24 protein-coding genes and 1 riboswitch are annotated in these 25,360 nt (G+C 63.2%); of the genes, 18 read left to right on the top strand and 6 right to left on the bottom strand.

The window, feature by feature from the left end:
• The first annotated feature begins 13 nt into the window (after positions 1-13).
• The 10 genes from BBX50_RS26210 to BBX50_RS26165 all read left to right on the top strand — a co-directional run bounded on the left by BBX50_RS26210 (position 14) and on the right by BBX50_RS26165 (position 11,502).
• A complete protein-coding gene (locus tag BBX50_RS26210) occupies positions 14-1,024 on the top strand; it encodes an ABC transporter permease (RefSeq protein WP_065778214.1) in 1,011 nt (336 codons plus the stop codon).
• The gene (locus BBX50_RS26205; protein ID WP_065778213.1) at positions 1,021-2,148 is read left to right on the top strand and encodes an ABC transporter permease; all 1,128 of its coding nucleotides are present in this window, start codon (positions 1,021-1,023) and stop codon (positions 2,146-2,148) included. Before BBX50_RS26210 ends, BBX50_RS26205 begins: the two co-directional genes overlap by 4 nt.
• Positions 2,149-2,160: 12 nt before the next feature.
• On the top strand, positions 2,161-3,834 hold the full coding sequence (locus BBX50_RS26200; protein WP_065778212.1) for an ABC transporter ATP-binding protein: 1,674 nt from the start codon (positions 2,161-2,163) through the stop codon (positions 3,832-3,834).
• Between the two features lie 23 nt (positions 3,835-3,857).
• Positions 3,858-5,231, top strand: a complete 1,374-nt coding sequence (locus BBX50_RS26195) for an alpha-glucosidase/alpha-galactosidase (RefSeq protein ID WP_065778211.1) — start codon at positions 3,858-3,860, stop codon at positions 5,229-5,231.
• 302 nt (positions 5,232-5,533) lie between these two features.
• Positions 5,534-6,793: an ABC transporter substrate-binding protein gene (locus BBX50_RS26190; protein WP_065778210.1), complete on the top strand. Its 1,260-nt coding sequence runs from the start codon at positions 5,534-5,536 to the stop codon at positions 6,791-6,793.
• Between the two features lie 105 nt (positions 6,794-6,898).
• Positions 6,899-7,822 carry a sugar ABC transporter permease gene (locus tag BBX50_RS26185; RefSeq protein ID WP_065778209.1) on the top strand — a complete coding sequence of 308 codons (924 nt, stop codon included), beginning with the start codon at positions 6,899-6,901 and terminating at the stop codon, positions 7,820-7,822.
• A 7-nt stretch (positions 7,823-7,829) separates the two neighbouring features.
• Complete coding sequence (locus tag BBX50_RS26180) at positions 7,830-8,690, top strand: carbohydrate ABC transporter permease (RefSeq protein ID WP_065778208.1); 861 nt, start codon at positions 7,830-7,832, stop codon at positions 8,688-8,690.
• Positions 8,691-8,694: 4 nt separating this feature from the next.
• On the top strand, positions 8,695-9,756 hold the full coding sequence (gene ugpC / locus BBX50_RS26175) for a sn-glycerol-3-phosphate ABC transporter ATP-binding protein UgpC (protein ID WP_065778207.1): 1,062 nt from the start codon (positions 8,695-8,697) through the stop codon (positions 9,754-9,756).
• 22 nt (positions 9,757-9,778) lie between these two features.
• Complete coding sequence (locus BBX50_RS26170; RefSeq protein ID WP_065778317.1) at positions 9,779-10,516, top strand: SUMF1/EgtB/PvdO family nonheme iron enzyme; 738 nt, start codon at positions 9,779-9,781, stop codon at positions 10,514-10,516.
• Positions 10,495-11,502, top strand: coding sequence for a ScyD/ScyE family protein (locus BBX50_RS26165; RefSeq protein ID WP_065778206.1), 1,008 nt, complete (start codon positions 10,495-10,497; stop codon positions 11,500-11,502). Before BBX50_RS26170 ends, BBX50_RS26165 begins: the two co-directional genes overlap by 22 nt.
• Before the next feature lie 15 nt (positions 11,503-11,517).
• On the opposite strand, the gene BBX50_RS26160 is transcribed toward BBX50_RS26165, so the two are convergent.
• From BBX50_RS26160 to thiO, 5 genes are all read right to left on the bottom strand, one after another.
• Positions 11,518-12,618 carry a GH25 family lysozyme gene (locus BBX50_RS26160; RefSeq protein WP_065778205.1) on the bottom strand — a complete coding sequence of 367 codons (1,101 nt, stop codon included), beginning with the start codon at positions 12,616-12,618 and terminating at the stop codon, positions 11,518-11,520.
• 454 nt (positions 12,619-13,072) lie between these two features.
• Positions 13,073-13,684 (bottom strand): thiamine phosphate synthase, encoded by a 612-nt coding sequence (locus BBX50_RS26155; protein ID WP_065778204.1) that lies wholly within the window; start codon positions 13,682-13,684, stop codon positions 13,073-13,075.
• Positions 13,681-14,454 carry a thiazole synthase gene (locus BBX50_RS26150; protein WP_065778203.1) on the bottom strand — a complete coding sequence of 258 codons (774 nt, stop codon included), beginning with the start codon at positions 14,452-14,454 and terminating at the stop codon, positions 13,681-13,683. Before BBX50_RS26150 ends, BBX50_RS26155 begins: the two co-directional genes overlap by 4 nt.
• A 3-nt stretch (positions 14,455-14,457) precedes the next feature.
• Positions 14,458-14,655, bottom strand: coding sequence for a sulfur carrier protein ThiS (gene thiS / locus BBX50_RS26145; RefSeq protein WP_065778202.1), 198 nt, complete (start codon positions 14,653-14,655; stop codon positions 14,458-14,460).
• The gene (thiO, locus tag BBX50_RS26140; RefSeq protein ID WP_065778201.1) at positions 14,652-15,626 is read right to left on the bottom strand and encodes a glycine oxidase ThiO; all 975 of its coding nucleotides are present in this window, start codon (positions 15,624-15,626) and stop codon (positions 14,652-14,654) included. Before thiO ends, thiS begins: the two co-directional genes overlap by 4 nt.
• A 154-nt stretch (positions 15,627-15,780) precedes the next feature.
• A riboswitch (TPP riboswitch) is annotated at positions 15,781-15,900 on the bottom strand.
• Between the two features lie 137 nt (positions 15,901-16,037).
• On the opposite strand from thiO, the gene BBX50_RS30150 reads away from it, so the two are divergent.
• The 6 genes from BBX50_RS30150 to BBX50_RS26115 are packed head-to-tail and all read left to right on the top strand — an operon-like array spanning position 16,038 to position 21,378.
• Positions 16,038-16,283, top strand: a complete 246-nt coding sequence (locus BBX50_RS30150; RefSeq protein ID WP_139108394.1) for a hypothetical protein — start codon at positions 16,038-16,040, stop codon at positions 16,281-16,283.
• 50 nt (positions 16,284-16,333) lie between these two features.
• Entirely contained in the window at positions 16,334-17,350 is a 1,017-nt protein-coding gene (gene bioB / locus BBX50_RS26135) for a biotin synthase BioB (RefSeq protein WP_065778200.1), read from the top strand.
• Positions 17,347-18,492 carry an 8-amino-7-oxononanoate synthase gene (locus BBX50_RS26130; protein ID WP_065778199.1) on the top strand — a complete coding sequence of 382 codons (1,146 nt, stop codon included), beginning with the start codon at positions 17,347-17,349 and terminating at the stop codon, positions 18,490-18,492. The genes bioB and BBX50_RS26130 overlap by 4 nt, the downstream gene beginning before the upstream one ends.
• Positions 18,489-19,127: a dethiobiotin synthase gene (gene bioD / locus BBX50_RS26125; RefSeq protein WP_065778198.1), complete on the top strand. Its 639-nt coding sequence runs from the start codon at positions 18,489-18,491 to the stop codon at positions 19,125-19,127. Before BBX50_RS26130 ends, bioD begins: the two co-directional genes overlap by 4 nt.
• Complete coding sequence (locus BBX50_RS26120; RefSeq protein WP_065778197.1) at positions 19,124-20,392, top strand: adenosylmethionine--8-amino-7-oxononanoate transaminase; 1,269 nt, start codon at positions 19,124-19,126, stop codon at positions 20,390-20,392. The genes bioD and BBX50_RS26120 overlap by 4 nt, the downstream gene beginning before the upstream one ends.
• The gene (locus BBX50_RS26115) at positions 20,389-21,378 is read left to right on the top strand and encodes a beta-ketoacyl-ACP synthase III (RefSeq protein WP_065778196.1); all 990 of its coding nucleotides are present in this window, start codon (positions 20,389-20,391) and stop codon (positions 21,376-21,378) included. The genes BBX50_RS26120 and BBX50_RS26115 overlap by 4 nt, the downstream gene beginning before the upstream one ends.
• 69 nt (positions 21,379-21,447) lie before the next feature.
• On the opposite strand, the gene BBX50_RS26110 is transcribed toward BBX50_RS26115, so the two are convergent.
• Positions 21,448-22,449: a LacI family DNA-binding transcriptional regulator gene (locus BBX50_RS26110; protein ID WP_065778195.1), complete on the bottom strand. Its 1,002-nt coding sequence runs from the start codon at positions 22,447-22,449 to the stop codon at positions 21,448-21,450.
• 295 nt (positions 22,450-22,744) lie between these two features.
• On the opposite strand from BBX50_RS26110, the gene BBX50_RS26105 reads away from it, so the two are divergent.
• Together BBX50_RS26105 and BBX50_RS26100 are read left to right on the top strand one after the other, a co-directional pair.
• Entirely contained in the window at positions 22,745-23,677 is a 933-nt protein-coding gene (locus BBX50_RS26105; RefSeq protein ID WP_065778194.1) for a sugar ABC transporter substrate-binding protein, read from the top strand.
• Between the two features lie 117 nt (positions 23,678-23,794).
• Positions 23,795-25,360: a sugar ABC transporter ATP-binding protein gene (locus BBX50_RS26100; RefSeq protein ID WP_065778193.1), complete on the top strand. Its 1,566-nt coding sequence runs from the start codon at positions 23,795-23,797 to the stop codon at positions 25,358-25,360.

Genomic DNA, 25,360 nt, shown 5'->3' with positions numbered 1-25,360 from the left:
AGAAGGAAACGGCATGTTCAGGTTTCTGCTTGTCCGCATCGCCTCTGCCATTCCGGTGCTCCTGGTGCTGAGCGTAGCGACGTTTGCCATCATCCAGGCGCCGCCCGGAGATTACAGCGATTACATCCGCTCACAGCTGATCAACCAGGGCGGCGCATCCTATGAGGAAGCGGAAGCCCAGGCGCAGGCCTATCGCAAGGAACATGGCCTCGATCGGCCGATGGCGGTGCAATACGTCAACTGGATGACCGGCATTCTGACGCGCGGCGATTTCGGCCACAGCCTCTATTACAACAAGCCGGTGGCCGACGTCGTTGGCGAGCGCCTGCCGCGCACGCTGGTCCTGGCACTCGTCTGCCACATCCTCGCGTCCGTGATCGGCATTTCCTTCGGCATCATCGCTGCAACGCGGCAATATTCCTGGATCGACAGCCTGCTTTCGACGGTTGCCTTTCTCGGCATGACGGTGCCGCGCTTCCTGATGGCGCTGATCATCGTCTACATGCTCGTCTTCCACTTCAATGTGAGCGAAATCAACAGCTTCCATTCGGCCCGCTACGGCGGCGCGCCCTGGTCCTGGGGCAAGTTCGTCGACCTCGTCAAACATGTCTGGCCGGTCGTGGCGATCGCCACCTTCGGCGGCCTCGCCTACAATATGCGGGTGATGCGCGGCAATCTGCTCGACACACTGAACGCCCAGTATGTCGAGACGGCGCGAGCGAAGGGCCTCAGCGAAGGTGCCGTGGTCATGCGCCACGCTGTCCCGAACGCCCTGCATCCGTTGATCATGTATCAGGGCGTCGTGCTGCCCTACATGCTGACGGGTGAGATTGAAACGGCGATCATCTTCGCGCTGCCGACCGTCGGTCCCGCCATCGTCGGCTCGATGTGGGTGGGTGACGTCTATGTCACCGCCACCTTCATGCTGGTGCTGTCGGCAACCCTGATCCTCGGCAACATCATCGCCGATCTGCTGCTCGCGGCCCTTGATCCGCGCGTGCGCCTGGGAGGAGCCCCCGCATGACTGTCGAGATTGAGACAACCCTTCCGCTCACCGTCGAACCGAAGCACGAGCAGCACAATGAAAGCTACCAGGCGCTTGTCTGGCGCCGGCTGAAGCGGTCCTGGACCGGCATGCTCGGGCTTGTTCTCGTCGGCCTGTTGATCTTCATGGCTGTTTTTGCCGACTTCCTGTCGCCGGTCGATCCGAAGGCCACCGGTGTCACCTTTGCGCCACCGCAGGCGATCAGCGTCACGGACAAGGACGGCAACTTTGTCTTCCCGCCGCGCAGCTACCGCTTGAGCGAAGGCACGGAGCTTGATCCGATCACCTTCCAGCCGATCATCGGCCCTGATTACGACAATCCGCAGATCCTCGGCTTCTTCGTCAAGGGCGCGCCCTACCGTCTCTTCGGCCTGATCCCGGCCGAGCGACATCTGTTCGGTGCGGTCGACGGCACAGCCGTGCACCTGCTCGGTACTGACAAGTTCGGCCGCGACGTGCTCTCCCGGATTTTCGTCGGGTCGCGCATCTCGCTGATGATCGCACTGATCGTCGTCTCGATCGTCACCGTCGTCGGCACCACCGTCGGCATGGCGTCCGGCTATTTCGGTGGTCGCTTTGATGTCTGGACGCAGCGCTTCGTCGAACTGGTGCTCGCCTTCCCGCAGCTGCCGCTCTATCTCGCGCTGACCTCGCTGATCCCGGTGACGGCACCGACCAATGTCTTCCTCGGTTTCGTCATCATCGTCATGTCGGCGCTCGGCTGGGCGCAGATGTCGCGCGAGGTGCGTGGCAAGACGCTGGCGCTTGCCCGTATCGACTATGTGCGGGCCGCCATCGCCGTCGGCGCCAGCGATCGGCGCATCATCTTCCAGCACATCCTGCCGAACGTGATGAGCCATGTGATCGTCGCGGTCACGCTCTCGATCCCGCAGGTGGTGCTCTTGGAATCCTTCCTCGGGTTCCTGGGCTTTGCGGTCAAGCCGCCGCTGATTTCCTGGGGGCTGATGCTGCAGGACACGTCAACCTATTCCGTCATCGGGTCCTATCCCTGGATCCTGTCGCCGGTCGCCTTCGTGCTCGTCACAGTCTTCGCCTTTAATGCCCTTGGCGACGGCCTGCGCGACGCCATCGATCCCTATTGAGGAGGACGCATCATGACAGAGACAATCGACGTCCTCGCCGCCGCTCCGACTGAACGAAAGGACCTTTCCGAACGAACCGGTCGACCGATCATCGACGCACGCAACGTCGCTGTTCGTTTCAAGGTCGAGCACGGCACGGTGGAGGCGGTGAAGGACGTGTCCTTCCAGCTCTACCGTGGCGAAACCATCGCCATCGTCGGCGAGTCCGGCTCGGGCAAATCGGTAACGGCGCGCAGTGTCATGGGGCTTTTGTCGAAGCGTGCCACCATCGCTCCGCAATCGCGCATCGAGTATGACGGCAAGGACGTCTTGAAGTTCTCGCCGCGCGAGCGTCGGGGTTTGCGGGGAAACCGTCTTGCGATGATTTTCCAGGAGCCGATGAGTTCGCTCAATCCGGTCTATACGGTCGGTACCCAGATCATCGAGGCGATCCGGGCGCACCGCAGGATCAGCCGCCGGGCGGCAACCGAACGGGCGCTTGAACTTTTGCGTCACGTGAAGATCCCGGACCCGGAACTGCGCCTCAATCAATATCCGCACCAGCTCTCCGGCGGCCAGCGCCAGCGGGTAATGATCGCCATGGCGCTCGCCAACGATCCTGATGTGCTGATCGCCGACGAGCCGACGACGGCGCTCGACGTCACCGTGCAGGCGCAGATCCTGAACCTCATCCGCGACCTGCAGCGCGAGCTCGGCATGGCGGTGATCCTGATCACCCACGACCTGACGGTCGTGCGACAGTTCTCTGACTACGTCTACGTCATGCAATACGGCGAGGTGAAGGAGCACAACACCACGGCGGCGCTCTTCGCCAACCCGATGCATTCCTACACGAAACGGCTGCTCTCGTCGGAGCCTTCGGGCGCTGCCAAGCCGTTGCCCCACAACGCACCGATCATGCTTGACGGGCGGGATGTGAAGGTTTCCTTCATGCTGAAGAAGGGCGGTCTGTTCCGGTCCGAGTTCTCCGAACTCGTCGCCGTCGACAAGCTCAGCCTCAATCTGCGCAAGCACGAGACGCTCGGGCTGGTCGGTGAATCCGGCTCGGGCAAGACGACCTTCGGCCAGGCGCTGATCCGGCTGCTCAACGCCGACGGGGGCGAGATCTTCTTCGACGGCATCCCGATCCACGACAAGGACAGGACCGCGATGCGCCCCTTGCGCTCGCGCATCCAGATCGTCTTCCAGGATCCGTTCGCCTCGCTCAATCCGCGCATGTCGATCGGCCAGATCATCGAGGAGGGGCTGGTGGTCAACGGCATCGGTCAGAACCGCAAGGAACGGCTCGACCGGGTGGTGGATGCGCTTGTCGCCGCCGGCATGCCCGGCAACATCCTGTCGCGCTTTCCGCACGAATTTTCCGGCGGCCAGCGCCAGCGCATTGCCATTGCCCGGGCGGTAGCGCTCGAGCCGGAATTCATCCTGCTCGACGAGCCGACCTCGGCGCTCGACCTTTCCGTCCAGGCCCAGATCATCGAACTCTTGCGCAAGCTGCAGGACGAGCGGGGGCTGAGCTACCTCTTCATCTCCCATGACCTCAAGGTCGTGCGTGCGCTCTGCCACCGGGTGGTCGTGATGCAGCACGGCCAAATAGTCGAGGAGGGGCCGGTGAGCGAAATCCTTTCCAATCCCAAGACCGCCTACACCGAAAGGCTCGTGAGAGCCGCCTTCGATGTGGCAGCATGATCGCTAGAAAGCAGAGGCAATCCATGACCAGACAACCCAAGATCACCTTCATCGGCGCCGGCTCCACCGTCTTCATGAAAAACATCATCGGCGACGTTTTGCAGCGGCCGTCGCTGTCGGCCGCCACCATCGCGCTGATGGACGTCAACGCGCAACGCCTTGGCGAAAGCGAAATCGTCGCCGGCAAGCTGGTGCGCACGCTCGGCGTCAAGGCAAAGATCGAGACCCATTCCAACCAGCGCAAGGCGCTTGAAGGGGCTGATTTCGTCGTGGTCGCCTTCCAGATCGGTGGCTATGAACCCTGCACGGTCACCGATTTCGAGGTGCCGAAGAAATACGGTCTGCGTCAGACGATTGCCGACACGCTCGGCGTCGGCGGCATCATGCGCGGGCTTCGCACCGTGCCGCATCTCTGGAAAATCTGCGAGGACATGCTTGAGGTCTGCCCGAACGCCATTCTCCTGCAATACGTCAACCCGATGGCGATCAACACCTGGGCGATATCCGAGAAGTTCCCGACGATCCGGCAAGTGGGCCTCTGCCATTCCGTCCAGGGCACGGCGTTTGAGCTGGCGCGCGACCTCGATATCCCGGTGTCGGAGATCCGCTACCGCGCCGCCGGCATCAACCACATGGCCTTCTACCTGACCTTCGAGCACAAACAGGCCGACGGCAGCTTCCGCAATCTCTATCCGGATCTGGTGCGCGGCTACCGCGAGGGACGCTTCCCGAAGCCCAGCCACTGGAACCCCCGCTGCCCGAACAAGGTCCGCTACGAAATGCTGACGCGGCTCGGCTATTTCGTCACCGAAAGCTCGGAGCACTTCGCCGAATACACGCCCTATTTCATCAAGGACGGTCGCCCCGATCTGATCGAGAAGTTCGGCATCCCGCTCGACGAATATCCGAAGCGCTGCGTCGAACAGATCGAGCGCTGGAAGGGGCAGGCCGCCGCCTTCAAGGAAGCCGAGACGATCGAAGTGGCCGAGAGCCACGAATACGCCTCCTCGATCATGAACTCGGTCTGGACCGGCGAGCCCTCCGTCATCTACGGCAATCTCAGGAACAATGGCTGCATTACCTCGCTGCCGGAAAACTGCGCGGCCGAAGTTCCCTGCCTGGTCGACGCCTCGGGCATCCAGCCGACCTTCATCGGCGACCTGCCGCCGCAGCTGACCGCACTGATCCGCACCAACATCAACGTCCAGGAACTGACGGTGCAGGCGCTCGTGACCGAAAACCGCGAGCATCTCTATCACGCCGCGATGATGGATCCGCATACGGCAGCCGAGCTCGATCTCGACCAGATCTGGTCGCTCGTCGACGATCTGCTCGTCGCGCATCGCGACTGGATCCCGGAATGGGCGCGCGTCTCGAAAAAGGTCCAGGCGGCTTAGCTCTTTCTCCCGGCTAAGCTGCGATCGAGCCCCGGAACGTCTTGTTCCGGGGCTTGTTCGATTCTCCGCCGCTCGGCGAATCTCAAATAACAGTAATTACTAATGCAACCTCTCTGATTATCGCCGCCGATGTGGTAATCTCATCGCGGGAGCAATACCGGCCCAGTGGAGATGCCGGCCTCCGTTTCATCTTGCTGTCGAATGGTTTGTGGAAGTCGAGGCGCGTCTCCACCATGCCGGACGAGGTCAGGCCCACCCGCGAAGTGTGCCTTTGACCTGCAACTCGAAACGGGAGGTGTGCAATGGTTCGCAAACTGTTTCTCGTCTTGGCTGCCGCGGCGTCCGCGCTTGCGATCAGCGGAACCGCATGGGCTGATTTCACGGTCCTCGTGCCATCGAGCAGCGAGGGTGACGGCCTGAGAGCCGCTGCCGACGACTACTCCAAGATGAAGGGGACGAAGGTGGAGATCGTCCAGGCGCCCTATGCCAATGTATTCGAACAGGGTGCCAATGCAGGGGCAACCAAATCCGGCGTGTTCGATATTATCCTCATGGATGACCCGTGGATTCCATTCTTTGCCGAGAACGGACATCTGGAGGATTTGACGCCATACTTCAAGCAAGCGGGCATGGAAGGCCCGGATAACGACTTCCTGTCGAAATCGCTGGCGATCTGCCGCAATCCCTACAACACAGGCCCCTATGTCTGCCTGCCCTATGTGGGAAATGCCCAGATGTTTTTCTATGACGCGGCCAAGTACAAGGAGGCCGGCGTCGACGCACCCAAGACCTGGGATGACGTTTTGAAGGCGAGCCAGACGCTGACCAAGGACGGCGGCGGTCGCTATTTCGGCTATGTCTTCCGCGGCGGCCAGGGCAATCCTGTCGTGGCCGACTTCATGCCGATCTTCTGGTCCTATGGTGCCAACATGTTCAACGAGGACCGCACGAAGGTGACGATCGATACGCCGGAAGGCGCGGCCGCCATGAAGACATTCTTGGCGCTCCGCGACGTTTCTCCGAAGGGGATCGAGAGCTACAACGCCAACGAGGTTGGCACGGCGCTCGCCGCCGGCACCGCCGCCTCGTCGATCAACTGGCCAAACTGGGTTGCGACCTTCGAGGATCCGAGCCAATCGAAGATGGTCGGCAAGATTTCCTACAGCCCTATCCCGGCCGGCACAAAACCGGGCAGCTCCGAAATCGGCCATTGGACCATGGGCATCATGTCGGCTTCCAAGAACAAACAGGAGGCCTTCGACTTTATGGTCTGGGCGACTTCGCCCGAGCAGATCAAGATCTCCGCCGAGCGCGGTAATCCGCCGGTCCGGGCGTCGGTCTTCACCGATGCGGATCTGACCAAGCAGGAGAAATTCCGCCACTACCCGGTGCTGATGGAGGCGATCCAGGCTTCGACGCCAAGGCCGCGCCATCCGAAATGGCCGGAGATCGAAAATGCCTTCGGCATCGAGCTTTCCAAGGCGGTCGCGGGCACGATCACCCCGGAGGAGGCGCTGAAGAACTCCCAGGCGGCGGTCGAGCAGATCACCGGCCTCAAGTAATCGCTGGTCTGGTGCGGACGTGGCTCGGCCCCGTTCGCATCAGCCGCCATCGGTGGGACGTGGCAATCCGGCGGTCTCGCGCTTCGGGTGAGGAGGATCTCGGGAATGGCAAGGACCGCAAGCGGCACACAGATCCCTGAGCTTCAACCGGGCGGTCGCCTGGAGCATTGGGCGGAACGTCACCTGCGCTACCTGATGCTCGCCCCGACCATGCTCATCCTGCTGGCGCTGACGATCTTCCCCAGTCTCTACATGTTCTATGCGGCCGTCCACCGGATCAGTCCGAACCCCGACCTTCCCTGGGAGTTCGTCGGTCCCGGAAATTTCGTCCGACTGCTCACCGATGCACAGTTTCACGTCGCGCTTCGCAACACCGTGGTTTTCACGATCGTGGCGGTGACGTTCGAATTCCTGCTCGGACTCGGCCTGGCGCTGCTGCTCGACAGGTTCATCCGGCGCCTGACCTTTCTGAAGACGGTTCTGATGATCCCGATGATGCTGCCGCCGATCGCCGTCGCGATCACCTGGAAGATCATCTACGAGCCACAGTTCGGCGTGCTCAACGAAATCATGTTCCGTCTCGGCCTGCCATTGCAGGCATGGGCGGGCGACGTGAACCTCGCGATGTTTTCGATCATCGTTGCCGACGTCTGGCAGTGGACGCCGTTCATCTTCCTCTTGATGCTGGCGGGGCTGGCAAGCCTTCCGGTCGAGCCCTACGAGGCCGCAGCACTCGACGGCGCCTCGTCCTGGCGGCAATTCTGGGACCTGACGCTGCCCTTCCTCAAACCGGTCATCGCCATTGCCCTGCTCTTGCGCGTCATGGATGCGCTGCGCCTTTTCGATCTGGTCTTCATCCTGACGGGGGGAGGGCCGGCAGACCGGACCAAGGTCTTGAGCCTGTACATCTACCAGGTCGCCTACCGCTTCGCCGACCCCGGCTACGCCGCGGCGATCTCGCTCTTCGTGCTGTTCGTGACGATCGTTCTCAGCACCTGGTTCATGAAACGCATGCGACTGGCGGAGTGAGGCGACGATGGCGACGATCAGAACACGCAGCCGCATCCGGGAAACGCTGATCCGCCTGTCTGCCTATCTGACGATCCTCGTCGCGCTGATCCTGACGCTGTTTCCCGTCTATTGGATCGCAGCGAATTCGTTCAAGTTCGACATCGACATCTTCGCCGTGCCGCCCGAATGGCTGCCACAGAACCCGACATTGAAGCACTATGACGAGGCGTTCATCCAGCGGCCGTTCCTGCGCTACGCCTTGAACAGCTTGCTCGTGGCTGTCGGAACCACAATCGTTTCCGTGGGCTTCGGCACAATGGCTGGCTATGCCTTGGCGCGGTTCAGCTATCCCTGGCAATGGCGCAAGCAGATCTCGTTCTGGATCCTGTCGACGCGGATGATGCCGCCGATCGTCAGCATCATCCCGCTCTACCTGTTCTTCAACTCCCTCGACATGTTGAACACGAAGTCGGCGCTCGTCATCGCCTACACCGCCTTCAACCTGCCGTTTGCCACCTGGATGATGAAGAGCTATTTCCAGGACCTGCCCGTCGAGCTGGAAGAGGCCGCGATCGTCGACGGCGATACGCGCTGGGGTGCCTTTCTGCATGTCGCCCTGCCGCTCGCGCGGCCTGGGCTCGCAGCGACCGCCATCTTCTGTCTGATCATTTCCTGGAACGAGTTTCTGCTTTCCCTGATCATCACGCTCACCGAGCAGTCGCAGACGCTACCGATCGGCATTGCCGGACGGGTGACGCAATACAAGACCTATTGGGGAGAGATCAGTGCTGCCGGTTTCATGGCCTGTGTGCCGATCGTCATTTTCGCGTTCATCGTTCAGAAGCATCTCGTCCGCGGGCTGTCCCTGGGGGCGGTGAAGGGGTAAGGCCATGGCGTCCGTCACGTTCACCAATGTCTCCAAGAAGTTCGGTGAATTCGTCGCCGTGACCGATTTCAATCTCGAGGTCCGGGACAAGGAGTTCCTCGTGCTGCTTGGCCCCTCCGGCTGCGGCAAGACGACGACGATGCGCATGGTTGCGGGCCTCGAGGAGGCGACATCGGGTGACATCTTTATCGATGCGGAACGCATCAATGGCGTCCTGCCGAAATATCGCGATGTGGCCATGGTCTTCCAGTCCTATGCGCTTTATCCGCACCTCACCGTCGAGGAGAATATCGGCTACCCGCTCAAGATCCGCAAAGTGCCGACGGAGGAACGCAAGCGTCGGATCGCCGAAGTCGCCCGCCGGGTGGAACTCGAGACCATGCTCTCTCGCTTGCCGAAAGAACTCTCCGGCGGCCAGCGCCAGCGCGTCGCGCTCGCCCGCGCGATTGTGCGCACGCCGCGCGTGTTTCTGATGGACGAGCCGCTTTCCAATCTGGACGCCAAGCTGCGCACACAAATGCGCGCGGAGCTGAAACATCTCCAGCACGAGCTGCAGATCACGACGATCTACGTGACCCATGACCAGATCGAGGCAATGACACTGGCCCACCGCGTCGCGGTCATGAACAAGGGCGTGATCGAGCAGCTCGGAACGCCGCGGGAAATCTACAGCGATCCGCGCACGCTCTTTGTCGCCGGGTTCATCGGCTCTCCGCCGATGAACCTGATCCCGGGGGACGCGCACGACGGGGTATTCACAAATGCCGGCTTCCGGGCCGGCGGGCTCGGCCGGGCGACCGTTTCTCGCGCCGTTCTCGGGGTGCGCCCCGAAGATGTACACGCGACGGGCGCTGGGGACCCTGATGTCAATCTGGTTGCGCCGATCTATTCTGTCGAACTTACCGGTGAGAACACGCTGGTGAGCCTCCGGCTCGGCGCTCAATTGCTGACCCTGCGCGCCGACAAGAATTTCGCCGGCCAGATCGACCAGCCGATCGGCATCAAGGTCTCTCCTGAGCGGTTGTTTCTCTTCGATGGTGAGACGCAGCATCGTGTCGACTTCTGACCTTTGGGCGGTGGTGACCGTCCTGGCGATCACGCTTGCGGCCGAGGCGGTCGCCGCCGATAGCGGGCCGATCTCCGGCAACCCGCTGGTCCAAATTCCCGCCGGACCCTTCGTCTTCGGCAGCGATGACGGCCCGGTCAACGAACGCCCGCGCCGATTGTTGCAGGGTCGTGCGTTCACCATCAACCGCACCGAAATCACCAACCGTCAATATCGGGCCTTTGTCGACGCGACGGGTCATCGCTCGGCCTTCTATGCTGGCCATCCGCTTCTCGGTTTGGACGGTCATCCTGTCGTCGGCGTTAGCTGGGCGGATGCCGACGCCTTTTGCCGCCACTACGGCCTCGCCCTTCCGTCGGAGCAGCAATATGAGAGGGCGGCGCGTGGAACCAAGGGTCAGGCTTTCCCCTGGGGCGCGGCGCCGACGGACCGTCATGTCAATGCGGGTGCCACGGCCTGTTGCTCCGGCGACGCCGGCGACGGCTATGCGATGACCGCGCCGGCCATGGCCTTCGCCGATGGTGCCAGTCGTGAGGGGGTACTCAATCTGGTCGGAAATGTCTGGGAATGGACCAGCGACCTCTATGCGCCCTATGAGGCCAAGGCCGAAGTCACAGGCGCCAAGCCGTATCGCGTGTTGCGGGGCGGGTCCTGGAACAGCGATCCGGTGCATCTTACGACAACCTATCGTTTGGCCTATGATCCTGACTTCCGGTTCTCTGCCAATGGCGGCTTCCGATGCGTGCATTCCGGCAAATGATGATCGCCACGGCTTTTCTGTTGCTGGCAGTCGGCGCCGCCGCCGAGCCGTTGGTCGCGCCAGACTACAGGCTCGAAACGGTGCGCGTGCCGGGCGCCGCCTTCGCCGGGCTTTCACGTGACGGCGACGCTCTTCTCGTCACCGATCTCGTGAATGGTCGGCTTTATCGGCGCATGCCGAGTGGCGAACTCGTTGCGTTCGGGCCAACTTTTCCCCATGGCCTCGATGTGACCGGCGATCCGACCGGCCCCTATCGTGTGCTGCGCGCCGGTGACGACCTGATCGTCGCTCAAGGGTGGACGCCGGCCAATTTTGACGAGGGCCCCTATGACCATGCGCTGGTCGCCATCAATGGCGCCGGGGAGCGCCGCGTCATCAGCGCCGATTTCTGGAACCCGTTCGACCTCGTCATGACCGACGACGCCTATTACGTCGTCGATTCTGCCCGAAACAGCGTGGAGCGTCTTGGGGCCGATGGCCGCAAACAGACGCTTATGAGCTTCCGCCGCATGCGGCAACAGGCGACCGCGATGGAGACGCTGTCGCCAACCGAGTTCAAGGGCGAAGACAGCTACGAGGTTGACGCCGTGCCGACCGGTATCGCGCTCCGGGATGGGCGCCTCGTCGTCACCCTGTTCGGCGGCTTTCCGTTCCTGGCGGGTGCCGGAAAGGTCGTTTCAATTTCGGAGAAAGGGGAGGACGCGGCGCCGCGGCCGGATGTCGAGGGCTTGAACGCGCCGGTGGCCGTTGCCTTCGACCCGGAAGGCCGATTGCTCATCCTTGAACACGGCCTCTACGATCAGCAGCAAGGATTTCGGCCGGAGAGCGGCCGGCTGCTGCGGTTCGACGAGGCGACCGGCCGCCGCGAAATTGTCCTCGACGGGCTGACGCGGCCGGTTTCCGTGCTCGTCTGGGACAGGAGGCAGATCGTTGTCTCCGAGCTTGGCGGCACGCTCCTTTTTCTCAGCCGTGACGAGGGTCGGTGAGGGCCGGTCGCGGCCTCAGCGCGACGCCAGCCAGTTGTGCCACTCGGCTTCGCTGCCGTGGAAGACGTTGAGGTCGATCTTGCCGTCGACGCCATGCGAGAGACCGGAGCCTGAATACTGCCAGAAGACCCACTTGCGGTTCGGGTAGACCTTGGACGGATGCTGGGCAACTGCGCGCAGCCAGAACGGATACTTCTGGAACGCGCCCTGCAGGTTGTCCTTATAGAAATCCGGTGCCGTATAGATGATCGGACGCTGGCCGTAATGCGCTTCGAGCTTGTCCATGAAGACCTGCATCTTTTCACGTACGCGCTCGGGCGACAGGCGGCGCTTGCAGCTCGATTCGCCGTTGTATTCGACGTCGATGACCGGCGGCAGGGCGCCCGGTTCGCGCGGAACGTTGCGGATGAACCAGTCGGCCTGTTCGCCGGCGGTGCGGCACCAGTAGAAGAAGTGGTAGGCGCCGCGCCTCATGCCGGCCGCCTTGGCCGCGCGCCAGTTCTTCCTGAACATCGGGTCGAGATGGTCGCCGCCGTCGGTCGCCTTGATGAAGGCGAAGTTCGCACCCTGGGTGCGCAGCTTCGGCCAGTCGATCTCGCCCTGCCAGCGCGACACGTCGACGCCGTGAACTGCCATCTTGCGCGGATTCTTGGCGCGGCCGAAATTGATCGGCTTGGCGTCACGGAAACGGTGACCGTAGATCTGCGAGCGCCCTTGCGGCATTGCCGGTGTGCCTTGCGGCATCGCCTGCGTGCTTTGCGGCATCGCCTGCGTCACCGGATTGGCCGGAGCCACGAAGGCGACCGGCCGCGCGCCAGGGACGGGCGTGTCCATCGTCGTCGTCGCATTGGCTTGGGGCGCGAAGGCTTCCGGCTCGGGAACCGGGCCGGCCCAGGCGAGCATTTCCTGCGGCGGTGCGGACTGCACGTCCTGGGGCGGCGCTACCGGCGCAACCCTCGCACCGACATTGGCGGCGGGCACCGGTGCGGCCGACAGCACCACGGAGCTGGTCGTTTCGCGGGAGGGCCGCGGTGCGATGGTGTCCAGGCTCGAACTGGAAGAGCAGCCCGCAATGAGGCCGGCAAAAAGGATCGCGGTCGCAGCTGAAAGACGCATGGGCACCCGTACGCAAAACAAGGTCGACGGCAATCGCCGGCCGACAGGTGTGAAATAGCTAACGGAAGCTTACCCAAAAAGATTGAATCCAATCTTACCGACGCGCCCCCACTTCACGCACTGGAGGTTGCAATGGCTAAGGCACATTGACGCAGCCCCCGGCGTGCTGTCGGCCCGGCGCGGGTTCGACGCCGGTGCCCGTCCGCTGCCGCAGGCTTGAACGAAAATCGAGATTACGGGCGATTGTCTCGTCGAGCGCCCCCTGCGGCCTTGGTGATCATCGTCGGCGCAAGATGCGCACGGAAGTCTTCGCAGAGCTGGCCGAGCGGCTGCGTCGTCGTGACATAGGTAACAACGCCGTCGTTTCCTGAACGCGTTGGGAGCACCCACGGCTCGCGGCCAGGCCCGGCTTTCGGAGCTGGCGATCGCCTGAGGGCGAGCCGTGGGCCTGCGTTCAGTTTTGCCGCCAGGGGGCCGTCCTTGCGATCCACTCCCGCGTCCGGCCCTCCGGGTCGGCATTCCGCGTGATATCGGTGACGACGGCGGCGCTGTCGGCGCCATGCTCGAAGACGCCGGCAATCCGTTCGATGTTGAGCCCGCCGATGGCGACAAGCGGCAGGGGCTGGATGCGGTTGCGCCAGGCGGCAAGACGCGGCAATCCCTGGGGCGCCCATTTCATCTGCTTCAGGATCGTCGGGTAGATCGGTCCGAGCGCGACGTAGTCGGGGTTGGCGGCAAGGGCTGTCTCCAGCTCTGTTTCATCGTGGGTGCTGAGGCCAAGCTTCAGTCCGGCGGCCCGGATATCGACAAGATCCGCCTCGGCAAGATCCTCCTGCCCGAGGTGAACGAAGTCGCAGCCTTCCTCGATCGCAAGGCGCCAGTAGTCGTTGACGATGAGCTGGCAGCCATGCAGGTCGCAAACTGCCTTGGCCGCGCCGATCTCGCGGCGCAGTTCCGCTTCCGGGCGGTCCTTGATACGAAGTTGCACCAGCTTGACGCCGAGCGGCACCAGCCGCTCGATCCAGTCCGCGCTGTCGACGATGAGGTAGAAGGGATCGAGTTTCACGCAAATACCGCCTTTCCGATGACGGGTGTGGAGGGAACGGCGAAATCGCGCGGTTCGAGCATGCCGGCTTCGAATGCTTCGCGGCCGGCCTCGACCGCGCGTGCGAAGGCCGAGGCCATCAGGGCAGGCTTGACCGCCCCGGCGACGGCGGTGTTGAGCAGAACCGCATCGAAACCGAGTTCCATCACCGTCGTTGCATGTGAAGGACGACCGATGCCGGCATCGACGATCAGTGGGATATCGGGGAACTGCGCCCGTATCGCTCTGAGGCCTGGGACGTTCTGCGGGCCCATGGCGCTGCCGATCGGCGCGCACCAGGGCATCAACACCTTGCATCCCGCCTCGACCAGGCGCTCGGCCACGACCAGATCGTCGGTCGTATAGGGAAAGACCTCAAAACCTTCCGCGCTGAGGATGCGCGCCGCCTCGACCAGCGCGAAGACGTCGGGCTGCAATGTGTCGTGGTGGCCGATGACTTCGAGCTTGATCCAGTTGGTGGCGAAAACCTCGCGCGCCATTTTGGCCGTCAGCACCGCCTCCGACGCCGAATGACAGCCGGCAGTGTTCGGCAACACGTTGACGCCAAGCGCACGGATCAGTTCGAAAAAGGCGCCGCCCTGGCGGCCGCCGGCGGTTTCGCGGCGAAGCGATACCGTGACGATCTCGGTGCCGGAGGATCGAACGGCGTCTTCGAGCACGGCGGGGGAGGGGTAGCGCGCGGTCCCCAGAAGCAGGCGCGAGCGCAGTTCCTGGCCATAAAGCGTCAGCATGTCTCAACCCCCCTTCATCGGCGAGAGGATCTCGATCCGATCGCGATCGTTGAGCGGGTGTGCCGACCGGTCTGCTCGGTGCACCAGCTCGCCGTTGATGGCGGTGGCAAGCCAATCCCCTTCAAAGTCGAGCGCGGCCAAGAGCTCGGCAAGCGTGGTGACAGCGAGATCATGGTCCTCGCCGTTGACGGTCAGTTTCATGCAGCATCTCCCTTCAGGTCGCTGGCGAGGGCAAGGTCGGCCGCTTCCGCAGCCATGGCAGGCGAAAGCAGAAAGCCGTGACGGTAGAGCCCGTTGATCGTGATCGTGTTTCCGGTGCGCGTGACGCGCGGCAGGTTGTCGGCAAAGGCGGGCCGGACGCCGGTTCCGGCTTCGACGAGGCGCGCCTCGCCGAAGGCTGGATGCAGCGCATAGGCGGCGTTCAAGAGCTCCATCAGCGAGCGGGCGGCAATCGGTCCGTCGTCGGCCGTTTCGATCATGGTCGCGCCGCACATGAAAAGACCGTTGCCGCGCGGCACTATGTAGAGCGGGATGCGCGGATGGATGAACCGGACCGGTCGCGACAGCGCCACCTCGCCGGTCTGAAGATAGAGCATTTCGCCCCGCACTCCGCGCAGGCCGCTGATGCTGTCGATGCTTGACGCGCCGGTGCAGTCGGCGATCAGATCGTGTGCGCCGTCGTCCTCAGACACGCCAATGAAGTTGACGCCGCGCTCGGCCAGTTTTTGCCGCAGCAGGACAAGCGCCCGACGCGGGTCGAGATGCGCCTCTCCCGGAAAGAACAGCGCCTGCTGGAAGCGTCCGGCGAGCGCCGGCTCCAGTTTCGCAATCGCCTCGGCGTCAAGCCATTCGAAGCCGCAGGTGCGTGCGGCAAAGCGCTTGAGTTCGGCCGCGTCTCGCGGCGGAGCGATGACGAGCGTGCCGCTGCGGGAGACTGCGCCCGGAAGTGTACGGTCCCACCAGTCTATCGCGCCGATGCCGCGCGTCAGCACGGCTTCCTCCGCGCTCTCGCGTTCGCACCAGGGCGCAAGCATGCCGCCGGCAAACCAGGATGCCGCCCCTGCGAACCCCGGCTGCCGCTCGGTAACTGTCACCTGGATGCCGCGGGCGCTCAATTCATGCGCCAATGTCAGCCCGGCGACGCCGGCGCCTTTGATGAGGATACGCTTCATCGATGCATCCACATGCGGCGTGCGGGACGTCGGCGTGAGGGTGGCGGGGTCGCGATAGGCATGCCGAGGCTCCAGTGTTGGAGACCCAGTACGGACCGGAAGGGAGGGAAGAACGCCTTGCCGATCGATGCGCGCACGAAATGCGGCGATTGCGGCAGCGATGTCTGCACCGTCCCTACGCCAGCATGAACTGGATCAGGTTCAACGGGTCACTGCGCTGCGCAAACGCCTAGCAGAATCTCAGCCCCTTGTCGGGACACCCCTGGTGAATGCTGCAAACTGAGCGCCAGGACCGGTTCTTGTCAAGAGGTGCCGTTGTAAACACTGGACGCGCCGCTCCAAAATCGAAATTATCTATAAAATGTCGATGCTAAATATGGTTGTGTTTTGATGTTGTGGACCGGGCGCCGGATGGCCGAAAGAACGGTGATCCGCAAGCCTGTTGGGATGCCGAAAGCCAGTGATTGCGCCGATTTGCAGCGCCTTGCGCGGGGTGTTGCGAAAACGAATGAGCATCTGGACGATCCGCTTGCCCCGCGCTCTCACTGCTCTTTCGCTTCGTTCTGTCATATGAATGCACGTTTTAATTGCGGGTTGATTTATAAATTCCCCCGCTGGGTGGTTGCTCGCAATCGCCGCGAAAGAAATTATAGATAATATGAAATTCTATCGATAGTGCTTGCCGCAAGCAGGGGAGTGAACGGAACATGCTGGATGCAAACAGGACGATCGAGCCAGCCTTGGCGGCCGTCGAAACGACAAAAATCGGTTGGAGCCTGACCGAGGCGCAGAAAATCTATAATCTGCCATTCAACGACCTCATCTTCCGCGCCCATTCCGTTCATCGGGCGCATTTCGATCCAAACGCCATCCAGATGAGCCGTCTGCTATCGATCAAGACCGGCGGTTGCGCGGAGGATTGCGGCTATTGCAGCCAGTCGGCGCATTACCCGACCGGGCTCAAGGCGTCGAAGTTGATGGAGGTCGAGCGGGTTCTGGCCGAGGCGCGAAAGGCGAAGGACGGTGGCGCCACGCGTTACTGCATGGGGGCCGCCTGGCGCAGCCCGAAGGAACGCGACATGGATGCGATCGTCGCCATGGTCCGGGGCGTCCGGGCGCTTGGGCTGGAGACGTGCATGACGCTCGGCATGCTGTCGCCTGAGCAGTCCGAGCGGCTCGCAGACGCCGGTCTCGATTACTACAACCACAATGTCGACACGTCGGAACGCTTCTACGGCGAGATCATTACCACCCGCAGCTTTGCCGACCGGTTGGAGACGCTGGCGAACGTCCGCGATGCCGGCATCAAGGTCTGCGCCGGCGGTATTTTAGGCATGGGCGAGACGACAGACGACCGGGTCTCGATGCTGGTGACGCTCGCCAATCTGCCGGCGCCGCCCGAAAGTGTGCCGATCAATATGCTGATCCCCATTCCGGGCTCCAAACTTGCCGATGCGGCGCCGGTCGATCCGATCGACTTCGTTCGCACCATTGCGCTTGCACGCATCCTGATGCCTACGTCTGATGTCCGCCTCTCGGCCGGCCGCACCGACATGAGCGACGAGATGCAGGCGCTCTGTTTTTTTGCCGGCGCCAATTCGATCTTCGTCGGCGAGACGCTGCTGACCGCCGACAATCCCGGAGAAGACCACGATGCCTCGCTCTTGCACCGCCTCGGTTTGAGGCCGATGGCGCTTGCGCAAAAGGAGGCCGCGGCCAAATGACCGCGAGCCTCTTCAGCCACTATGAGAAAACGCTTCACGGCCTCGATCGCAAGGGGCGTCGCCGCGCACTCATCGCCGCGAGCGGCATCGACTTCACCTCCAACGACTATCTGGCGATTGCCGGCTCGCTGCGTCTCAAGGCGGCGACGGCAGCTGCAATCGGGCGCGGCGTGCCGGTCGGGTCAGGCGGTTCACGGTTGCTGCGTGGCAATCATGCGGAGCACGAGATGCTGGAAGCGGAGGCGGCTGCGTTCTTTGGAGCGGAACGCGCGCTTTTCTTCGGCAGCGGTTACGCCGCCAACGCGGCCTTGTTTTCAACATTGCCGCAGCGCGACGACATCATCGTCCATGACGCCCTCATTCACGCGAGCGCGCATGAAGGCATTGCCGCGAGCAGAGCGCGCGCTCTGGCCGTCGCCCACAACGATGTCGACGCATTCGACGATGCGATTTGCAAGTGGCGCGGCAGCGGAGGCACCGGCCATCCGTGGATTGCCGTTGAAAGCCTCTATTCGATGGATGGCGACCGGGCGCCGCTTCCCGCGCTTGCGGCGCTCGCGGACCGGCACGATGGCTTTCTGGTCGTCGATGAAGCGCATGCGACCGGTGTGTTCGGGCCCGACGGTCGCGGTCTGACGGCAGCGCTGGAGGGCCGAGACAATGTCGTGATGCTGCACACCTGCGGCAAGGCCCTCGGTGTGTCAGGCGCATTTGTGTGCGCGAGCGCTGTTCTGTGCGACTACCTCGTCAACCGCGCCCGCAGTTTCATCTATTCGACGGCGCCATCACCTCTCATCGCTGCCGCCGTCCGCGAGGCTCTGGCGATGGTCGCGGACGAGCCCGAGCGACGGGCCGAGTTCGATCGTCTTCGGGCCTTCGCCAACCGAATGCTGGCCGAAGTGCTCGGGTTCGAAGGCAGCGGCTCGCAAATTCTCCCGGTCCTTGTTGGCGACAACGATCGGGCCGTCCGGATCGCCGCGCGCCTGCGGACCGAGGGTTTCGATCTCCGGGCGATCCGGCCGCCGACCGTTCCGGAAGGCACGGCGCGGCTGCGAGTGGCGATCACGCTCAATGTCGATGAGGCGATGATCGCACGCATGCTGCAGCGCTTGAAGATCGCGATGGCAGAGGAGCGATCATGACACACCGTTTCGTGGTCACCGGCACGGATACCGGCATCGGCAAGACCATATTTTCAGCGGCGCTGACCGATGCGCTTGGCGCCTGCTACTGGAAGCCGGTGCAATCGGGCCTCGACGAGGAAACCGACAGCGAGACCGTGCAACGCCTCGGCCGTATCCCGTCCGACCGTATTCTGCCGGAGGTCTATCGGCTGAACACGCCCGTCTCGCCGCATCTGTCGGCGCGGATCGATGGCGTCGAGATCCGGTGCGAACGGCTTTCGCCACCCGCGGTCGATCGGCCGCTCGTCATCGAGGGCGCGGGCGGCCTCATGGTGCCGCTCACGGAGCGGACAGTCTACGCTGACGTCTTTGCGCGCTGGCAAATGCCGGTGATCCTCTGCGCCCGAACCGGGCTCGGCACCATCAACCACACGCTGCTGTCGCTCGAGGCGCTGGCTCGCCGTGCGATCCCGGTTTTCGGCGTTGCCTTCATCGGCGATGAGCAGGCGGACAGCGAGGCCGTCATCTCACAGCTGGGCGCCGTTCGGCGGCTGGGGCGGCTGCCGCGGCTCGATCCCCTGACGCCGGATCGTCTGCGGCAGGCGTTCCGTGAAAACTTCGACATCACCGACTTTCGCGAGGTGCCGGCATGAAAAACGCCACCGTGTGGTATCCCTTCACCCAGCATGCGCTGGAGCCGGCGATGCGGCAAATCTTAAGGACTGAGGGGGCCGATCTTATCGATCAGGACGGCGCGCGCATCCTCGATGCGATCTCTTCCTGGTGGGTGATCACGCATGGCCATCGCCATCCCGTCATCATGGAGGCGATCCGCGAAGCGACGGAAGCTTACGATCAGATCATCTTTTCCGAGTATACACATGCGCCAGCCGAAGCGCTTGCCAAGGGGTTGATCGAGATCGCCCCCGGCGGGCTCGCGCACGTGTTCTACTCCGACAGCGGCTCGACGGCAGTGGAGGTCGCGCTGAAAATGGCGCTCGGCTACTTCCACAATATGGGCCAGCCGCGTCGCCGGATCTGCGTGCTGGAACATGGCTACCATGGCGACACGATCGGCACCATGTCCGTGGGCGAACGCGGTGTTTTCAATGCCGCCTACGCGCCGTTGCTGTTTAGTGTCGACCGGCTGCCGTTTCCGGAGCCGGGTCAGGAACAGGCGACCCTCGATGCCTTCGCGGCGCTCTGCGCCGCAGGCGATGTCGCAGCACTGTTGATCGAGCCTTTGCTGCTTGGCGCGGGCGGCATGAGGACCTACCCGGCTTCTGTGCTTGCCGAGTTGAAGCGGATCGCCGAACGGCATGGCAGCCTGCTGATCGCCGACGAGGTGATGACCGGTTGGGGCCGGACGGGCAGCCTGTTTGCTTGCGAGCAAGCCTGCATTTCGCCGGATATTCTCTGTACCTCGAAGGGACTGACCGGCGGCGCCTTGCCGCTGGCTGCCACGCTTTGCACGGTGGCGATCTTCGAGGCGCATCTTTCGGCAGATCGGCGCAAGACCTTCTTTCATTCGAGCTCCTATACCGCCAACCCGATCGCCTGCGCTGCGGCACTCGCCAATCTTCAGGTGTGGGCGAAAGAGCCGGTGTCCGCGCGCATCGACACCGTGGTCGAACTGCAGCGCCGGTTCCTGGCGCGCTTTGCCGGAGACCCAAGGTTCAGCGGTGCCCGCCAGGCCGGAACCATCGCCGCGCTTGACCTCAGGGTGCCGACAGGCGGCTACCTCTCCGAGGTCGGGCCAAGGCTTCGCGCCTTTTTCCGCGAGCGCCGATTGCTGATCCGCCCGCTTGGCAACGTCATCTACCTGATGCCGCCCTATTGCGTCACGGAGGCTGATCTGGGGCGGGCTTACGACGCCATCGACGAGGCGGCAACTCTGTTTGCGGCGGGGCGGCCGTGAGCGGCGCGCGATCGTCACGCCTGATAGGCTTCGGCCATGCGGTGCCGGCGCGCCGTGTCGCCAACGCCGAGATTGAGGCGAAGCTTGGTCTGGAACCCGGCTGGATCGAACGGCGCACCGGCATTCGCGAACGACGCTGGGTCGAGGACGGCGAGACGCTGACGGGGCTTGCCGCAGGCGCCGGGGCAGCGGCGCTCGATGATGCCGGTATACCGCGCAGCGATATCGCCCTGACCTTGCTTGCGACCTCGACGCCCGATCACCTGCTGCCGCCTTCAGCGCCCTTGCTCGCCTATCGTCTCGGTCTCGCCAAATCCGGCGCGATCGATCTTGCCGGTGCCTGCTCGGGCTTTCTCTACGCGCTGACGCTTGCCGACGGTTTCGTCCGTTCACAGGGAAAGCCGGTCCTGGTGGTGGCCGCCAATATCCTCAGCCGCCGGATCAATCCGGCGGAGCGGGCAAGCGCCGTGCTTTTTGCCGATGCGGCCGGTGCCGTCGTCATTGCCCCTTCCGACGATCCTAAAACGGGGCTGCTCGGTGTCGATCTCGCAGCCGATGGCAGCCGCTACGACCTGATTTCGATCGCCGCCGGCGGCAGCAGCAAACCTTTTTCGCCGGGCATGGCGGCCGAGGATGTCCTGATGACCATGCGCGACGGGCGGGAAATGTTCGCCCAGGCGGTGGAGATGATGGCGGACTGCGCTGTGCGCGCCATGGACGCGGCTGGCTGCGCTGCTGTGGAGATCAGCCGCTTCGTGCCGCATCAGGCCAATGCCCGGATCTTTGACGCCGTCTGTGATCGCCTCGGCATCGAGCCGTCAAGAACGGTGCGCACAATTGCCGACTATGGCAACTCGTCCGCGGCCACGATCCCGCTGTCACTTTCGCTGGCGCACCGGGCCAGGCCGTTTGTTGCCGGGGAAAATCTGCTGTTGACGGCGGCAGGTGCCGGCCTCACGGGAGGAGCGGTGGTGTTCGGGCTCTAGCTTGGCGTGCAGCGCTGCCGCAAAGCCGCGCGGATTTTTGCAGCCGCTCCTGCCGCCGTGCACCCGTTGTCAGGATCCTGAGGGTGCGGCACAGGACCCGCGGCGCATCAGCACCGGCTGCAGCTTGTATTCCTCCTCCAGCGCGTGGCTGCCGAGCACGCCATCCAGCGCAAGGCGGGCCATCTCGTCGATCGGCTGGCGGATGGTCGTCAGGCGCGGCAGCACCAGCGAGGCGAGCGGGATGTCGTCGAAGCCGACGATCGACAGGTCGTTCGGCACCCGCACGCCCATGTCGCCGGCGGCGCGCAAGAGGCCGATTGCCTGCTGGTCACTGGCGGTGGCGATCGCCGTCGGACGGGTGGCGGCGGGCTGCATCAAAAGCCGCTTGCCGAGCTCTTCGCCCGACCGGTAATCGAAGTGGCCTTCGACGATCTGCGGGGCGACATAGTCCCCGGCATGGGTTTGCCTGAACGCTTCGAGCCGGCGAAGAAAGCCCTCTCGCCGTTCCGACGACACTTCGGTCGTACCCGGTCCGCTGATATAGCCGAGCCGGCGATGGCCGAGTGAGAGCAGATGGTCTGCCGCCAGATAGCCGCCCTGCCGGTTGTCGACGGCAACGAGTGCATGACCGCTCAAGGGCCGGTCGACGGTCACCGTCCGCGTGCCGGCCACCAGGCCGTCGACGAGGCTGTTGCTGACCGGGACGAGGATCAGGCCGGCGGGAAGCCGGCCGAGCAGCGTCTCGATCTGCTGCTTCTCCGCTTCCGGGTCGTCGTGGGTGTTGGCGAGCAGGACCGAATAGCCCTCGGCGGAGGCCAGCATTTCGACGTGTTTGGCCAGTTCGGCGAAGAAGGGGTTGGTAATGTCAGGGACGACAAGGCCGATGATGTCCGTCTTGGCGAGCCGGAGGCTGCGGCCAAGGATGTTCGGGCGGTAGCCGATCGCCTCGATCGTCGCCTCGACCTTTACCCGGATGTCCTCGTTCACCGTCTTGTTCTTGGCAAGCACGCGCGAAACGGTGCCGACCGAAACGCCGGCACGCTGGGCAACATCCTTGATCGTCGGGTTCAAACGGTTGGCTCCCAGTCTCGTGTTTTGAACCGGCAGCAGATGAAATCGTGCAGCGGATCAAGATCTTACGGCAAATGTCGGCGCCTTGAGCAGCCGGCATCGCATCTCCTGTTAGATCAGAGAATGCCGCGAACCGGTAGCGCCCGCCAGCACAAAATGTGGGATGATGAAACGTTTCATATTGACAATGATGTTACGTTTCGATCTTCTAACGCTTGAAGCGGCTTTCGCGTAACTTCGCGATGAAACGTTTCATCGATGGTTGGAGGACCATCGTTTCACCGGAGGAGAACCCATGAAACTTTCCCGATTCGCATCCATCGTCGCGCTTACCGTCGCCACCGCGCTGCCGACGATCGCTGTTGCTGCCGACAAGCCCGTTGTTGGTCTGGTCATGAAGTCGCTTGCCAACGACTTCTTCAAGAACATGCTCGAAGGGGCCGAAGCGCATGCCAAAAAGCGCGGCGACTATGAGCTCAAGGCCATCGGCATGCAGAACGAGACCGATTTCGAGAGCCAGCTGAACGGCGTCGAGAACTTCATCACCCAGGGCGTCGATGCGATCGTCATTGCGCCGGCGGACTCTCGCGCCATGGTCGCGCCGCTGAAGAAGGCGATGGATGCCGGCATCGTCGTCGTCAATTTCGACGTCTCACTCGACGAGCAGGCGAAGAAGGATGCCGGCGTCGATCTCGCCTTCGTCGGGCCGGACAATCGCGGCGGCGCTAAGCTGGTTGGCGATGCGCTCGCCAAGGATCTGGGCAACGGCGGCAAGGTCGTCATCCTCGAAGGCAATCCGGGCGCTGACAACGCCGCGCAGCGCAAGCTCGGCTTTGAAGACGCGATTGCCGCCGGCAAGCTCGATCTGCTCGATTCCCGCACGGCCCATTGGGAAACGGAAGAGGCGAATGCGGTGTTCTCGACGATGCTGACGGCACATCCCGACATTCAAGGTGTTCTCGCCGCCAACGATTCCATGGCGATCGGCGTGGTCAAGGCGCTCGATGCTGCCGGCCGCAGCGACATCAAGGTCGTCGGCTTTGACAACGTGCCGGCTGTTGCCCCCATGCTGAAGGACGGCAAGCTGCTGGCAACAGTTGACCAGTTCGGTTCCGAGATGGCGGCCAACGCGATCGACAAGGCGCTCGCCGTCGTTGCCGGCGGCCCCAAGCTCGAAGGCTGGGTTAAGACCGACATCAAGCTCGTGACCAAGGACGACGTGAAGTAGCCCTTAGCCGGCTTCGAACCGCGCCGGGCGACGCCCGGTGCGGCCTAGGCAGGACAGCGGTCTTGGCGAAGCAAAGCGCTTCTCTGTCGGGCTGCCTGAATTTCAAAGGGCTAGATCATGATCAATGTGGAAACCGTGCGCGCGGATGCGGCCGGCGTTTTGACGCCGCCGGTCCTGGAGCTGCACGACGTGAAGAAGGCTTTCGGCGGTACCAAGGCGCTGAACGGCGTCAGCCTGTCCGTCCAGCCGGGCGAAGTGCACGGCCTGATCGGTGAAAACGGCGCCGGAAAATCGACGCTGATCAAGGTGCTCTGCGGCATCGTTCGCCCGGACGAAGGCGCCATCAACCTTTCCGGCCGCGCTTACGCGCCGACGACGCCGCGCGAGGCCAAGGCCAATGGCCTGCAGGTGGTGCATCAGGAATTCAATCTGCTGCCCTATCTGTCGGTGGCGGAAAACATCTTCATCGAACATCTGCCGCGCAACGCCTTCGGCGTGGTCAAACGGCAGGAGATGAACGTTGGCGCACGAGCCGCACTCGATGCCATCGGGCTTAGCGACATCGATGTGCGCTGGCCGGTCGAGCGGCTGGGCATCGCCCATCGCCAGCTTGTCGAAGTGGCGCGGGCGTTGATGACGCAAAGCCGCATCCTGATCCTCGACGAGCCGACGGCAACGCTGACCTCGCGCGAGACCGAGCGGCTGTTTACGATCGTAAATGACCTTCGCAGCCGCGGTGTCTCGATCATCTTCGTTTCGCATCACCTCGACGAGGTCTTCCGCATTTGCGACCGGGTAACGGTGCTGCGCAACGGCGAGACCGTGTTCTCCCGGCCGATTGCTGAGACCAACCAGGACGAACTGGTGCGCGCCATGGTCGGCCGCAAGCTGCAACAGCAGATGGCAAGCGAAATGGTGTCGCTGGCGCGGCCGGAAGAAGCGCTGTCGCTCGTCCAGTTTCGCCACCCGCAGTCGCCGCATGCCGAAGGCATCTCGCTGCAATTGCACAAGGGCGAGATCCTCGGGATCGCCGGCCTCGTCGGCTCGGGACGTACCGAACTTTTGCGCGCGATCGCGGCAGCGGAACTGCCGCTTTCCGGCGCGCTTCGCCTTGAAGGCGCACCTGTTTCCTTCCGCTCGCCGCGCGAGGCGATCAATGCCGGCATCGGTTTTGTGACCGAAGACCGCAAGGAGGAGGGGCTGATCCTCAACATGCCGATCGCCGCCAATGTGACGCTCGCGTCACTGTCGGACGTCTCGCGCGCAGGCATTCTCGACAGTAAAGCCGAGATCGAGGTGACACAGAGGCTCGGCGCCGAGCTCAAGCTGAAATATGGCGGACCGGCCAAGAATGCCGCAACACTTTCCGGCGGCAACCAGCAGAAGGTCGTGCTCGCCAAATGGCTGGCGCGCAATCCGAAAGTGCTTTTGCTCGACGAGCCGACCCGCGGCGTCGACGTCGGCGCAAAGGCCGAGATCTATGCGCTCATTCGCCAATTTGCCGAACGTGGTCTCGCGCTCCTGATCGTCTCGTCCGAGCTGCCGGAACTGATGACGCTATCGGATCGGATCATCGTCATGTCGCAGCACCGCGTCGTCGGCGAACTGTCGCGGCCGGAATTCTCCGAAGAACGTATCCTGCAATATGCCTACCAGGGCGAGCAGCAACAGGCGAGGCACTGA

Source organism: Ensifer sp. LC11 (genome assembly GCF_001695835.1).
In the GTDB taxonomy this organism is placed as follows: domain Bacteria; phylum Pseudomonadota; class Alphaproteobacteria; order Rhizobiales; family Rhizobiaceae; genus Ensifer.
Note: the sequence above shows the minus strand (reverse complement) of the source record. Positions and strands in the feature narration are given on the sequence as shown.

Bases quoted from the DNA above. Each gene is read 5' to 3' on its own strand.
- BBX50_RS26210 (WP_065778214.1), top strand. From the start codon at position 14: ATGTTCAGGTTTCTGCTTGTCCGCATCGCCTCTGCCATTCCGGTGCTC.
- BBX50_RS26205 (WP_065778213.1), top strand. From the start codon at position 1,021: ATGACTGTCGAGATTGAGACAACCCTTCCGCTCACCGTCGAACCGAAG.
- BBX50_RS26200 (WP_065778212.1), top strand. From the start codon at position 2,161: ATGACAGAGACAATCGACGTCCTCGCCGCCGCTCCGACTGAACGAAAG.
- BBX50_RS26195 (WP_065778211.1), top strand. From the start codon at position 3,858: ATGACCAGACAACCCAAGATCACCTTCATCGGCGCCGGCTCCACCGTC.
- BBX50_RS26190 (WP_065778210.1), top strand. From the start codon at position 5,534: ATGGTTCGCAAACTGTTTCTCGTCTTGGCTGCCGCGGCGTCCGCGCTT.
- BBX50_RS26185 (WP_065778209.1), top strand. From the start codon at position 6,899: ATGGCAAGGACCGCAAGCGGCACACAGATCCCTGAGCTTCAACCGGGC.
- BBX50_RS26180 (WP_065778208.1), top strand. From the start codon at position 7,830: ATGGCGACGATCAGAACACGCAGCCGCATCCGGGAAACGCTGATCCGC.
- ugpC (WP_065778207.1), top strand. From the start codon at position 8,695: ATGGCGTCCGTCACGTTCACCAATGTCTCCAAGAAGTTCGGTGAATTC.
- BBX50_RS26165 (WP_065778206.1), top strand. From the start codon at position 10,495: ATGCGTGCATTCCGGCAAATGATGATCGCCACGGCTTTTCTGTTGCTG.
- BBX50_RS26160 (WP_065778205.1), bottom strand. From the start codon at position 12,618: ATGCGTCTTTCAGCTGCGACCGCGATCCTTTTTGCCGGCCTCATTGCG.
- BBX50_RS26150 (WP_065778203.1), bottom strand. From the start codon at position 14,454: ATGCTGACGCTTTATGGCCAGGAACTGCGCTCGCGCCTGCTTCTGGGG.
- thiS (WP_065778202.1), bottom strand. From the start codon at position 14,655: ATGAAACTGACCGTCAACGGCGAGGACCATGATCTCGCTGTCACCACG.
- thiO (WP_065778201.1), bottom strand. From the start codon at position 15,626: ATGAAGCGTATCCTCATCAAAGGCGCCGGCGTCGCCGGGCTGACATTG.
- BBX50_RS30150 (WP_139108394.1), top strand. From the start codon at position 16,038: ATGGCCGAAAGAACGGTGATCCGCAAGCCTGTTGGGATGCCGAAAGCC.
- bioB (WP_065778200.1), top strand. From the start codon at position 16,334: ATGCTGGATGCAAACAGGACGATCGAGCCAGCCTTGGCGGCCGTCGAA.
- BBX50_RS26130 (WP_065778199.1), top strand. From the start codon at position 17,347: ATGACCGCGAGCCTCTTCAGCCACTATGAGAAAACGCTTCACGGCCTC.
- bioD (WP_065778198.1), top strand. From the start codon at position 18,489: ATGACACACCGTTTCGTGGTCACCGGCACGGATACCGGCATCGGCAAG.
- BBX50_RS26120 (WP_065778197.1), top strand. From the start codon at position 19,124: ATGAAAAACGCCACCGTGTGGTATCCCTTCACCCAGCATGCGCTGGAG.
- BBX50_RS26105 (WP_065778194.1), top strand. From the start codon at position 22,745: ATGAAACTTTCCCGATTCGCATCCATCGTCGCGCTTACCGTCGCCACC.
- BBX50_RS26100 (WP_065778193.1), top strand. From the start codon at position 23,795: ATGATCAATGTGGAAACCGTGCGCGCGGATGCGGCCGGCGTTTTGACG.